This window comes from Stenotrophomonas sp. S41 (assembly GCF_016624625.1).
Taxonomy (GTDB): Bacteria; Pseudomonadota; Gammaproteobacteria; order Xanthomonadales; family Xanthomonadaceae; genus Stenotrophomonas.
In genome coordinates this window covers 95,946-108,787 of sequence record NZ_JACVTV010000003.1, presented here as the reverse complement: position 1 = coordinate 108,787, position 12,842 = coordinate 95,946, and the positions used below count along the sequence as shown (strand labels likewise).

The 12,842-nt window shown below is 68.8% G+C and carries 6 protein-coding genes; 3 read left to right on the top strand and 3 right to left on the bottom strand.

Annotated elements, in window-relative coordinates:
• Window positions 1-234: 234 nt before the first annotated feature.
• Window positions 235-2,031 carry an autotransporter assembly complex family protein gene (locus IAE56_RS01555; protein WP_200751201.1) on the top strand — a complete coding sequence of 599 codons (1,797 nt, stop codon included), beginning with the start codon at window positions 235-237 and terminating at the stop codon, window positions 2,029-2,031.
• A complete protein-coding gene (locus tag IAE56_RS01550; protein WP_200751200.1) occupies window positions 2,028-5,897 on the top strand; it encodes a translocation/assembly module TamB domain-containing protein in 3,870 nt (1,289 codons plus the stop codon). Before IAE56_RS01555 ends, IAE56_RS01550 begins: the two co-directional genes overlap by 4 nt.
• A 57-nt stretch (window positions 5,898-5,954) precedes the next feature.
• Here the strand turns inward: IAE56_RS01550 and IAE56_RS01545 are convergent, their stop codons facing one another.
• Genes IAE56_RS01545 through IAE56_RS01535 form a run of 3 tightly spaced genes read right to left on the bottom strand, consistent with a single transcriptional unit; the run spans window position 5,955 to window position 10,347 of the window.
• A complete protein-coding gene (locus IAE56_RS01545) occupies window positions 5,955-7,277 on the bottom strand; it encodes a J domain-containing protein (RefSeq protein WP_200751199.1) in 1,323 nt (440 codons plus the stop codon).
• Window positions 7,274-8,662, bottom strand: coding sequence for a hypothetical protein (locus IAE56_RS01540; protein WP_200751198.1), 1,389 nt, complete (start codon window positions 8,660-8,662; stop codon window positions 7,274-7,276). The genes IAE56_RS01545 and IAE56_RS01540 overlap by 4 nt, the downstream gene beginning before the upstream one ends.
• Entirely contained in the window at window positions 8,659-10,347 is a 1,689-nt protein-coding gene (locus IAE56_RS01535; protein WP_200751197.1) for a molecular chaperone HscC, read from the bottom strand. The genes IAE56_RS01540 and IAE56_RS01535 overlap by 4 nt, the downstream gene beginning before the upstream one ends.
• Before the next feature lie 144 nt (window positions 10,348-10,491).
• Here IAE56_RS01535 and IAE56_RS01530 point away from each other — a divergent pair, with 144 nt between their 5' ends.
• Complete coding sequence (locus IAE56_RS01530) at window positions 10,492-12,639, top strand: S46 family peptidase (protein WP_200751196.1); 2,148 nt, start codon at window positions 10,492-10,494, stop codon at window positions 12,637-12,639.
• Window positions 12,640-12,842: the final 203 nt, after the last annotated feature.

The following is a 12,842-nucleotide window of genomic DNA, read 5'->3' as shown; positions in this document are numbered from 1 at the left end:
GCGAGCGCCTGGGCAAGGTCGCGGCGATCGAGCACCTGTCGAGCTGATGGGGGGATAGGTAGCGCCGGGCCATGCCCGGCGGCTTTCCGCGGGACCGCGCGGCGCGCTCGCCGGGCATGGCCCGGCGCTACCAACATCGTGCAGATAACGCGCACAAAGCTGCGCATTTTGACTGCCACTTAACAACCGATCCCCATTCGCGCGCTGCATTTCGCATCGTCACGCGCGGTCGGTATGCTGTGCCGCATGCAGCCAAAGAAATACGCCCTCCCGCTGATGGTCCTGACCCTGGCCACCACTTCCGTGGCCCATGCGCGCGGCACCATCGACAAGGTGGACATCAAGGGATTGGACAAGGGCGACGACGCCGCGATCATCGAGAACATCCAGGAATCGCTGTCGCTGTACGACACCATCGGCAAGGAACAGGGCGAGTCGCGGCTGGAATACCTGCTGTCGCAGGCCGAGCGGCAGACCCGCGAGGCGCTGGAGCCGTTCGGTTACTACAACCCGGTGATCACCGTGGAAGCGCCCCGCCAGGACGAGCGCGTGCAGGTGCATATCCGGGTGGAGAAGGGCGAGCCGGTGCGCGTGCGCCGCGAGCACATCGACATCACCGGCCCTGCCATGTACGACCAGTACCTGCAGGATGACCTGGCCGCGTTCAAGCCGCGCAAGGGCCAGCGCTTCGAACACACCCAGTACGAAGCCAGCAAGATCACCATCACCCGGCGCCTGGCCGAGCGCGGCTACTTCGACGCCGACTACACCCAGCGCCAGGTGCAGGTCACCCGCGCCGAGAACGCCGCCGACATCGACCTGACCTGGGACAGCGGGCGCCGCTACAACATGGGCCCGGTGACCTTCGAGCAGGATTACTTCGTCGACAAGCTGTTCGACCCGCTGGTGTACTGGGAACAGGGCAGCTACTTCCACGAAGGCAAGCTGGACCGCCTGCGCGAATCGCTGACCAAGCTGGACTACTTCAGCGTGATCGACATCCAGCCGCGGCCGGACCAGGCCGACGAGAACGGCGAAGTGCCGGTGGACGTGAAGCTGACCCGGGCCAAGCGCACCATCTACACCTCGGGCCTGAGCTACGGCAGCGAGAGCGGCGCGGGTGTGCGCGGTGGCATCGAGCGGCGCTACGTGAACAGCCGCGGCCACAAGATGAACACCCAGCTGGACTATGCGCAGAAGCGCAAGAGCCTGACCAGCACCTACCGCGTGCCGGCGTTCAAGTGGCTGGACGGCTGGTACGGCTTCACCGCCAGTGCCTACGATGAGCAGACCGATTACATCGACCTGCGCAACTTCAAGCTGATCGCCAGCCGCAGCGGGCAGATCAACGAGAACTGGACCGCCATCGCCTCGATGAACGCTCTGCGCGAGCGCTGGCGCTATGCCTCGGGCACCGAATTCACCAACGCGGTGTACAACACCTCGACCCTGGTCTATCCGCAGCTGGTCGCCGACTACGTCAACGTCGACGATCCGCTGTTCCCGCGCAGCGGCGTCAGCGGCACCGCCACCCTGCGTGGCGGCATCGAGGGCGCCGGTTCGGATACCAGCTTCGTGCAGGCCAATGCCGTGCTGCGCTGGTATATCCCGGTGGGGCAGAGCGACCGCCTGATCCTGCGCGGCGAAGGTGGCACCACCTGGACCAGCGACCTGGTGGCGATGCCGCCGAGCCTGCGCTACTTCGCCGGTGGCGACCGCAGCATCCGCGGCTATGCCTTCCGTGAGGTGGGCCCGCGTACGCCGGCGCCGGACAAGTACGCGCTGGGTGCGAAGAACCTGGTGGTCGGTTCGGCCGAGTACGAGCATTACTTCAAGGGCGGTCCGTGGGGTGCGGCGGTCTTCGTCGACACCGGCAGCGCGTTCGACAACACCATCGACCTGCACACCGGCGTGGGCTTCGGCGTGCGCTGGAAATCGCCGGTGGGCCCGGTGCGCGTGGACATCGCGCACGGCCTGAACAACCCTGATTCGCAGTTCCAGCTGTACCTGAACATCGGAGCGGACCTGTGAGCGCGCAGACCCCGGAGACCCGCACCCCGCCGCCGCCGCGCGTGCGCTTCTACCGCCGCCGCCGCTTCTGGGCGTGGTCGGGCGTGGGCGTCATCGGCCTGGTGCTGCTGGCGCTGCTGGCCGTGTACTGGCTGCTGCAGACCGTGGCCGGCCGTGATGTGCTGCTGGCGCAGGTGGTGGCGCGGCTGCCGGTGGGCGCCAGCTTCACCTGGGACAAGGCGGACGGCCCGGTGGCTGGCCCGTTGACCCTGTACAACGTCGATTTCCGCTACGACGACATCCACTTCCACGCCGAGCGCGCACACCTGGAGCCGGACCTGCGCCCGCTGCTGGGCCGCAAGCTGCTGCTGGACAAGCTGGAACTGACCAACGCCACGCTCAACCTGGCCAAGAGCGATGAGCCGTTCAAGCTGCCGTCGTGGCCCGATTCGCTGCCGCAGATCGAGATGCCGCTGGCGATCCAGGCCGATGTCATCGCCATCGATGGTTTCCGCATCAGCCAAGCCAATGAGCCGGTGATCGACATCGCCCGCGTGCGTGGCGGCATCGAGATCGCCAATGGCGAGTTCCAGGCGCACAAGCTGGTCGTGGACAGCGACATGGGCGATTTCACCGCCCAGGGCCGCTACATCCCGGCCAAGGATTACGACACCGACGTGACCGTGACCGCCGTGCTGCCGGCACCGCGCGGGCGCACTGCCGCCACCCTGGGCCTGGTCGCGCGCGGCGACCTGGCGCACATGGAAGTGGCCGTGGCCGGCCGTGCACCGCAGCCGCTGAAGGCGATGCTGGTGTTCGACGGCCGCACCGACCCGACCTGGAATGCCGCGGTCCGCAGCGACGAACTGGATCTGGCGCTGCTGTCGCCGGCGTTGGCGACTTCGGGCATCGCGCCGTTGGCACTGGATTTCACCGCCTCGGGCAAGGGCGGCAACGCCAACCTGCATGGGCGGGTGAAGCAGGGTGAGCAGGAGCTGGAACTGGCACCGTCGGTGGTTTCGCTGCAGGACCAGGTACTGAAGGTCTCGCCGCTGGTGGTGAAGGGCCTGGGCGGCGAAGCACGCCTGGAAGGCACCGCCGATTTCAGCCAGGAAGACCAGCAGAAGCTCAATTTCTCGGTGATCGCGCAGAACCTGACCTGGGTGCCGGCGCCCGATCCGAACACCGCCGGCAGCGCACCGGTACCGGTGACCCTGAAGGAAGCACGCTTCGGCCTGGCCGGCACGCTGCAGGCCTGGGCCGCGATCGGCCGCGCCGACGTGCAGCGCGAGCAACAGAAGGCGCAGCTGCGCTTCGATGTGCGCGGTAATGACAAGGCCGCGCAGATCCACCAGCTGCAGGCGCAGACCCCGGGTGGCCAGCTGCAGGTGGAGGGCCAGGTGGCCTGGTCGCCCCAGCTGGACTGGGATGCCAAGGCCACGCTGAAGGACTTCGACCCGGGCTATTTCGTGCCGGGCTGGAATGGCCGCCTGTCGGGCAACTTCGCCTCCAAGGGCCAGCAGCTGCCGCCGCCGGCCAATGCACCGGCCGGCACCGCCGGTACGCTGCAGGCGACGGTGGACCTGCCCTCGCTGAAGGGCACGCTGCGCCAGCGCAACGTCGACGCGCAGGGCAAGTTCGCCCTGCAGGGCGAACAGGGCCAGGGCGAGCTGAAGCTGACCGTAGGCAGCAGCCGGGTGACCGCGTCGGGCAAGGTCGGCGATCGCCTGGACATCGACGCACGCTTCGAACCGCTGCAGCTGAGCGACCTGCTGCCCGGCGCCGATGGCGGCCTGCGCGGCCAGGTGCAGGTGAAGGGCCCGCGCGATGCGCCGGACATCACCGCCGACCTGGTAGGCAACAACCTCAACTGGGATGGCTACGGCGCCGAAAGCCTGAGCATCAAGGGCCACCTGCCGTGGCGTGGCGACAGCGGGACGCTGGCGGTGCAGGGCCAGCAGGTCAATGCCGGCATGCTGCTGGAGCGCTTGAACGTGGATGCGCAGGGCAGCGTGTCCAACCTGCGCCTGGCCGCACAGACGCGCAACGAGATGGGTGCGATCGACCTGCAGGGCAGCGTGCGCCAGCAGGGCACGCAGTGGCGCGGTGAACTGTCCGCGCTGCGCATCGCGCCGATGAAGGGCGATCCGTGGTCGCTGCGTGCACCGGCGACCTTCGCCATCAACGGCAGCACCTACACGCTGTCCGAAGCCTGCCTGGCCACCACCGGCAGTGGCGCTCTGTGCGCGCAGGCCAACTGGCCGCGCGAGGGCGTGGTGGTGCGCAGTGATGCGCTGCCGCTGTCGCTGGTGCAGCCGTGGCTGCCGCCGCAGTCCGGCCGCCGCATCTACCTGCGCGGCGATGTCAGCCTGGACGCGCAGATCCGTCCGCGCGCCAACGCCTGGGAAGGCCACGTGGAAGTGCGCTCGAAGGAAGGTGGCGTGCGCCTGGGCGAGCTGCGCAACGCCGGTACCGCCGGCACCGACAGCACCCGCGGCGAACTGGTGCGGTACGACCAGTTCTCGTTGAAGCTGGACATGACCCCGGCCAGCATCAAGGGCTACCTGGGCATGGGCTTCCAGGGCAACGGCTTCGTCGATGCGAAGATGCAGACCGGCTGGGAAGCCAGCGCGCCGTTGAACGGTGAGCTCTATCTCAACATGTCGCGGCTGTACTGGCTGGAGCTGTTCTCGCCGGACATCGTGCGTCCCACCGGCCTGATCGAAGGCCACGTGAGCCTGCGTGGCACGCGCGGCCAGCCCTCGCTGGGCGGTGACGCGCAGCTGAGCAACTTCAAGGGCGAATTCCCGGCACTCGGCCTGACCTTCGACCAGGGCAAGGGCAGCTTCGTCGCCCAGCCCGATGGTTCGGCCAAGATCACCGCACAGGCCAATTCGGGGCAGGGCACGCTGTACGTCGACGGTGGCCTGTCCTGGTTCGGCGATGCGCAGCCGCTGCAGCTGAAGATCCACGGCGAGAACGTGCTGGTGTCCAACACCAGCGAACTGCGCATCGTCGCCAACCCCGATCTCGACTTCACCCTGGCCAAGGCGGCGATGGAGCTGCGCGGCACGGTCAACGTGCCCGAGGCCGACATCGACCTGGAGCGCCTGGACCGCGGCACCTCGGTGTCGGAGGATGTGGTGGTGCTGGATCCGGCCGACCCGGAGGAATCGCGCACCTCGCCGCTGGACATGGACCTGACCGTGAGCCTGGGCGACAAGGTGAAGATGACCGGCTTCGGCCTGAAGGGCGGGTTGACCGGCAAGATGCAAGTCTGGGCCAAGCCCGGCCGCGAGATGACCGCCAACGGTGGGCTGGAAGTCAGTGGCCGCTACAAGGCCTACGGCCAGGACCTGACGATCACCCGCGGCAACCTCAACTGGAACTACAACGCCGTCTCCGATCCGCGCATCAACATCCGCGCCGAGCGCCGCATCGGCGATGTCACCGCCGGCATCGACGTGACCGGCCGCGCGCAGCAGCCGCGTGCGGATGTGTGGTCCGACCCGGCGATGTCGCAGTCCGAGGCACTGGCCTACCTGGTGCTGGGCCGCAGCCTGACCAATGCCAGCACCGACCAGACCCAGCAGGTCACCGCGGCCTCGGCGGCGTTGTCGGCCGGCAGCGGCCTGCTGGCCTCGCAGCTGGGCGCCAAGCTGGGCCTGGACGATGCCGGCGTGAGCCAGTCGCGCGCGCTGGGCGGTTCGGTGATTGGCTTCGGCAAGTACATCTCGCCCAAGCTCTACGTCGGCTACGGCGTGTCGATGGTCGGCGCCGGTTCGGTGCTGACCCTGAAGTACCTGCTGCGCCGTGGCTTCGACGTGGAAGTGGAGTCGAGCACGGTGGAAAACCGCGGCTCGCTGAACTGGCGTCGCGAGAAATGATCCGGTCGGGGTCGGCACCCTTCGTTGAAAGGGATCCGACCCCATCGCCCGACGCGGCTAGCGGTTGAACCAGCGCAGCTCGTCGCGGTGGACGTGCAGGTCCTTCGCCCAGTAGACCAGGGCCATGACCAGCGCGGGCACGATCAGCACGATCGCCACCACCAGACTGCCGGAAGCCGCGTCCTGCTCCGCTGAGCTGCAGCGCTGCAGGAAGCGCTGGCGGGCCATCCGCAGCACCGCACCACTGGCGAAGACCAGCAGGACCAGCGTGCCGACCGGCACCCCGGTCGTGAAACGCAGCGCCAGGTGGAACGTACCCATCACCGCGGCGACCGCCAACGGAACGGTCAGGATGCGCACCCCCGGCAGGACGGTGGCGACGTGCTCCGGCAGCGACTGCCAGCGGATGATCGCGCGCGTGGTGTGGGACGTGAGCCACAGCCCGGGAACCAGCAGCACGGCAGCGGCGATGATCAGCGCCGCGCGCTGGCCGCCATCCAGCATGCCATCCTCCGAGGGCGGCAATGGCCAGCTGGCGATCACGGCCCAGGTGCAGATCAGCCCGAGGACCAGCGCGACCAGCAGGGCGCGCAGGCCACCGGCCTGCCAATGGATGGCATCGCCCTCGCGGCCGAAGCGTGACCAGAACGCGACCTGCCCTGCATCCAGGCCGGGTGGCACGCGCAGGTCGTGCCAGTAGCCGAGCGCCGCCAGCAGGCTGATTGCCTGGTGCGCGCGCGACGGCTGCAGGGTACTCAGCAGGTTGCGCCAGGCCGGGCGCGGCTCGCGCAGGCTGGGAAGCACATCGCTGCCGGGCACCAGCAGCGACTCGCTGATGCCCAGGTAGCGGGTCGCCAGTGCCTGCGCACCGGCGGATGACAGCAGCCAGCGCTGCTCGCAGCGGCGCGCGACTGCATCCAGCCAGTGCAGGTCCATGCCCCGCACCGGGTCATCCCAGTTGAAACACTCGCTGAGCGTGTCAAAGGTGCTGCGCGGCAGCGCCGGTTCGTCCGTCACCAGCTGCTGCAGCACGGCGTGGCCGATGCGCTGCTTGCCGTGCAGCGACCACAGCTCCGGTTGCTGCTGGAGGGCCTGCCGCAGGAGCGCGTCATCGCCCTGTCCGGCCACCTCGACCAGCTGCGCGGCAACGCCCTCGGCGTCCACCGTATCCGTCGATGCCTGCGCGGGGCGGACTTCCGCAGGCGGCGCTGCATCCTCGCGCAGTTGCGCCAGCGCGGCCTGGTAGGCCTCGTGCAGCCGCTGGAACGCCACCGGGTCATCTTCGGGCCGGGTGACCCGCAGCTGCCGCGCATACGCGCGCTTGATGGTGCGCTCGTCTGCCTCGGCGTCCAGCCCCAGCAGCGTCATCCAGTCGTTCATCGCTGGCGGCGCCACACCTGGGTCCAGGCATCGCGCGCCCACAACGCCACTGCGAAGGCGACCGGCAGCTCGGCGTAGCTCATGCCGAGGATCAGCAGTTTCAGGAACGGCACCACCGACAGCAGCAGCCAGCCGTTGAACTGGATCTGCAGGTGGGTGCGCCGCCACCAGCGCCACACGGACAGGCCCAGTACCGGCCAGGCGAGCAGGGTGCCGGCCGTGCGCAGTTCCAGTCCGTGGATCAGCACGATGGCCACGATCGCCAGCAGCGGAATCGGCAGCAGCGCCGCGAGCGCGGATCGATGTGGCTGCTCGTCCTGCACCTGCCAGTGCAGGAAGGTCTGCACCGCGGGGGCGACCGCGCCCAGCAGCACCAGCGCCAGCGCGGCGTACAGTGCCACCCGCGCGTAGGTGGCCATCGGATGGATGCCGGCAGCGCCGTCACCCGAGGCAAACTGGCCCAGCACGCCCACGGCCAGCACCAGCAGCGCGGCGATCACCGCGCACGCGACACCGCGCAGCAGTCCCTGCAGCCAGCGCTCGTGGTTCAGCCGGTGCATCGCGCCGATGTCGCGCCAGAACGCGATCTGGCGGGCCTGCAGTGGGGCCGGCACCGGCGTGTCGTCATCGATGCCCAGGGCATCCAGGGTCTGGTTGAGGTCGCGCCCACGCTGGGGCGACAACGAAGTGAGCAGTGCCTGCCAGTGATTCCACGGACGCGACAGCCAGGCCATGTGCTCGCCGGCCGCGGCGGGCGGGTTCGGCAATCCGCAGCGCTGCAGCAGTTCGGCCAAGCGATGGTGGTTGCCCGGCTGCACCACCCACTGGCGGTGCATCTCCATGCGCCGTGCATCCAGTGCATAGGGATCCACGCCGCTGCCGATCTCGTCCCAGCCGAACCGTTCGGCCAGCACATCGAGGTTGTCGGCCTGCACCGGCTCGGTGGCGGAGAACAGCGCGTCCAGCAGGGCGTCACCGATCCGCGCCTTCCCCTGCAGCGACCACAGTTCCGGCTGCTGCGCCAGCCACTCCTGCAGCGCGTCCGGCTCCTGCTGTACGGCTTCGGCCAGGATGCGGCCGGCGATGGCCTCCACGTCCATGCGCGGGTCGGCCCGCACGTGGTCATTCGCCTGCGGACCCGCGTCATCAACGCTCGGCGCTGCCGATTGCAGCGGTGCTTCCGGTCCGCTGCCGGGCCACGGGGTCTCCTCTGCGGCGCGATCCTTCGCCCATGCCAGTGCGGCCTGGTAGGCCTCATGCAGCTGCTGGAAGGCGACCGGATCGTCCTCCGGGCGGGTCACCCGCAGGCGCTGGGCGTAGGCCCGCTTGATCGCACGTTCGTCGGCATCCTCGTCCAGCTCCAGCACGTCCAGGCCCCAGCTCATGCATCGCGCTCCAGCATGTCCAGCGCCTGCGACAGCTCGCGGCGCTGCTGCTCGATGTGGTGCAGGTCCTGGCCGTCCAGCGCGTGGCGGAACTGCAGCAGCCAGCCCTGCAGCGTGTCGCGCTGATCGATGAACTCCTCGTACAGGCGTTCGGCACGGGCCACCACGGCCAGGTTCTGCTGGGCATCGCGCGGATGGATCTTCAGGTCCTGCAGGGCCTGCAGGCGCTGCTGGATCTCCTCGGGCGACAGCAGGCCCGGGTTCTGTTCCAGGATCAGCTCGTGGCGCAGGCCCGTGGCATCCTCAGTCACCTCCACCTGCAGCAGGCCGTTGATGTCGTAGGTGAAACGGGTGGTGATGCCGCGCTCTTCCATCGGTGCACGATGGGTCAACGGCACGCGCAGCTCGCCCAGCTTGATGTTGCGGTCCACGGTCGGGCTTTCGCCCTGGTAGATGTCGATCACGACTTCGCGCTGGCTCTCGTGGATCGGGAAGAACTGATCCTCGCGGCTGACCGGCACCACGCTGTTGCGCTGGATGATGGGATGGAAATAGCCGCCGCGCGACTGCCCGTCCGGCATACGGCGGGACACCTGGGTGCCCAGCGTGTAGGGGCAGACGTCGGTCAGCACCACTTCGCGCAGGGCTTCGTTGCGCCCCTTCAGGCCGGCGGCGACGGTGGCACCCAGGGCGATGGCATGGTCCGGGTGGACATGGCGCAGCGGCAGCCGACCGAACATGCGGGTGACCAGGCGGCTGACCATCGGCATGCGCACCGCACCGCCCACCAGCACGATGTCGTCCAGTGCGTCCGGCTGCAGCCGTGCATCGCGGATCGCCCGCTCGATCGGGCCGCGCATGCGCTGCAGCAGCGGATCGCACAGCCGGGCGAATCCGGCCTCGTCCAGTTCCCAGCGCAGCCGGCGTTCGCCCAGCGTCAGCTCCAGCGTGCTGCTGCCGCTGAGGCTCAGCTCGCGCTTGAAGAGTTCCAGGTGGCGCAGCAGCTGCGCCCTCTCGCTGTCGGCCAGGGTAGCCAGGTCCAGGCGCTGGTCGGCCAGCAGGGCCTCCAGCAGCACGCTCGAGAAATCCTCGCCGCCGAGGAAGTTGTCGCCGGCACTGGCATGCACTTCGATCACGCCGTCGAACAGCTCCAGGATCGACACATCGAAGGTGCCGCCGCCCAGGTCCAGCACCAGCACCCGACCTTCGCCCTCGCGCTGCTGCAGGCCATAGGCCAGCGCGGCGGCGGTGGGTTCGTTGATCAGGCGCTCCACGCGGATGCCGGCCAGTTCGCCGGCAGTGCGCGTGGCCTTGCGCTGCGCATCGGAGAAGTACGCCGGCACGCTGATCACCGCCTCTTCCACCTTCTGCCCCAGGGCGGCCTCGGCGTCGGCCAGCAGCGAGCGCAGCACCAGCGCCGAGAGCTCCTCGGGGCGGAAGCTGCGGTCGCCCAGGCGGGTCTGCCGGTCGGTGCCCATCCAGCGCTTGAAGTTCGCCACGCTGTGCGCCGGATGGCTGACCAGGCGGTCGCGCGCCGGCTGCCCGACCAGCACCGCGCCATCGGCCAGGCTGACCACCGAGGGCGTCAGCAGCTCGCCATGCGCATTGGGGAACAGTCGACCGCCGCCCGCCTCGTAGATGCCCACCAGCGAATGGGTGGTGCCCAGGTCGATACCGACGATCATGCTGCTTCCCTGACTGCATGTGATGGAACCGCGATTGTAGGCCGACAACGTGGCCGATGAACGCGCCACCCCAACCATCGGCCGTTGCCCCATCCGCCCCCAGCGGCTATGGTCCCGGGCTGTTCTGTACTGCTGGAAACGCCGATGTCTGCCCGTAAAACCCTTCCTGCCGCCCTGGCCCTGGGCCTGACCCTCGCCGCAGGCGCCCATGCCGATGAAGGCATGTGGATGCCGACCCAGCTGCCGGAGCTGGCCAAGCCGCTGAAGGCGGCCGGTTTCAAGGGCAACCCGGCCGAACTGGCCAACGTCACCGCGCCGCCGCTGAGCGCCGTGGTGCGTGCCGGCGGTGGCACCGCTTCGTTCGTTTCCGCCGACGGCCTGCTGCTGACCAACCACCACGTGGCGATGGGCGTGATCCAGTACAACAGCTCGCCCGAGCACGACCTCATCAACGGCGGCTTCATCGCCCAGGGCCGCGCCGACGAGCGCCCGGCCAATCCCGACTTCCGCGTGCTGGTCACCGTCGGCTTCGACAAGGTGACCGACCAGGTGCTGGCCCAGGCCAAGGGCAAGACCGGCCGCGCCTACTTCGACGCCGTCGATGCGGCCAGCAAGCAGATCGTGGCCGAGTGCGAGAAGGACGGCAGCGTGCGCTGCTCGGTGGCCAACATGTACTACGGCACCGATTTCTACCGCATCGCCCAGCTGGAACTGAGCGACGTGCGCCTGGTCTACGCGCCGCCGCGCGCGATCGGCAACTACGGCGATGAGATCGACAACTTCATGTGGCCGCGCCACACCGGCGATTTCACCCTGCTGCGCGCCTATGTCGGCAAGGACGGCAAGCCGGCCGCCTACAGCAAGGACAACGTGCCCTACCAGGCGCCGGCGCACCTGCAGATGTCGGTGGAAGGCCCGAAGGAAGGCGATTACGCGATGCTGGCCGGTTACCCGGGCATCACCTACCGCCACCGCACCGCCGCCGAATTCGCCGGCCAGATCGACACCGTGCTGCCGCGCCGCGTCTCGGTGTTCCAGCAGATGATCGACACCATCGAGGCGGCCAGTGCCAACGATGCGCAGGCACGTACCCGCTACGCCTCGCAGCTGCAGTCGCTGAAGAACAACCGCAAGCGTGCCGCCGGTGAGCTGGAAGGCCTGCTGCGCAGCGATGCCAAGGCCCAGCGTGCGGCCGACGAAACCGCCATGCTGGCGGCCACCGACCGCAGGTACCAGGCCGACATCAAGGCGCTGCTGGCCAACCTGTCGCAGGGTGCGGCGGTGGGCGAGCGCGACCTGCTGCTGGACCAGATGGCCCTGCAGACCCAGCTGCTGCGCTCGGCGCTGCTGCTGGAACGCCTGCGCATCGAATCGGCCAAGCCGGACGCGCAGCGCGAAACCGGCTACCAGCAGCGCGACCAGGCGATGATCGAAGGCGTGCTCAAGCAGGTGCAGCGCCGCTATGCACCGGAGGTCGAGAAGGCCCTGCTGACCCGCCTGCTGACCCGCTACCAGCAGCTGCCGGACGCGCAGCGCGTGGCCGAGTTCGACACCGCCTTCGGCCGCACCCCGGAACAGCTGGCCAAGGCCCTGGACAGCCTGTACGCCGGCACCCAGCTGGGTGACGAGGCACAGCGCCTGTCCCGCTTCGCCGCCGCCCGCGAAGGCAAGGCCCTGGCCGCCGATCCGCTGATCGCCGTCGCCGGCCCGCTGGTGGCCGCGCAGCTGCGCATCGAGAACGAGAGCAAGACCCGCGAAGGCGAGCAGCTGCGCCTGCGCCCGGCCTACATGCAGGCGCTGTTCGCCTGGCGTGCCAAGCAGGGCCGCGCGGTGTACCCGGATGCCAACCGCACCCTGCGCATCAGCTACGGCAAGGTCGAAGCGCTGCACCCGCGTGACGGCGTGACCTACTCGCCGGTGACCACCGTGGCCGGCATCGTCGAGAAGAACACCAACGCCTACCCGTTCGATGCGCCCAAGCCGCTGCTGGCGGCCATCGCCAAGGGTGATTTCGGCAGCACCGCCGACCCGGCGCTGAAGACCCAGACGGTCAACTTCCTGACCAACCTGGACACCACCGGCGGCAACTCCGGCTCGCCGGTGCTGAACGCCAAGGGCGAACTGATCGGCCTGAACTTCGACAGCAACTGGGAATCGGTCAGCGCCAGCTGGTGGTTCGACCCGCGCTTCAAGCGTGCCGTGCACGTGGACATGCGCTACCTGCGCTGGCTGCTGGCCAAGGTCTACCCGGCGCCGGAGCTGCTGAAGGAAATGGGCGTGCCGGCGGAATAAGGCCGGTTGCGGGTGGGTGCCTACCTCCTCTGGTGGGTGCCCACTGTCCACCTCTTCTGGTGGGTGCCCACTGTCCACCTCTTCTGGTGGGTGCCCACTGTTAGTGGGCACGGATGCCCCGTCACGACCAACGGTCGTGACCCACCAGACGGGTCAACGGTCGTGACCTACCAGAATGGCCAACGGTCGTGATCTACTGGCCC

What these genes read in the sequence shown, in the direction of transcription:
- IAE56_RS01540 (WP_200751198.1), bottom strand. Translation starts at nt 8,662, where the DNA reads ATGAGCTGGGGCCTGGACGTGCTGGAGCTGGACGAGGATGCCGACGAA.
- IAE56_RS01530 (WP_200751196.1), top strand. Translation starts at nt 10,492, where the DNA reads ATGTCTGCCCGTAAAACCCTTCCTGCCGCCCTGGCCCTGGGCCTGACC.
- IAE56_RS01555 (WP_200751201.1), top strand. Translation starts at nt 235, where the DNA reads ATGCTGTGCCGCATGCAGCCAAAGAAATACGCCCTCCCGCTGATGGTC.
- IAE56_RS01545 (WP_200751199.1), bottom strand. Translation starts at nt 7,277, where the DNA reads ATGAACGACTGGATGACGCTGCTGGGGCTGGACGCCGAGGCAGACGAG.
- IAE56_RS01535 (WP_200751197.1), bottom strand. Translation starts at nt 10,347, where the DNA reads ATGATCGTCGGTATCGACCTGGGCACCACCCATTCGCTGGTGGGCATC.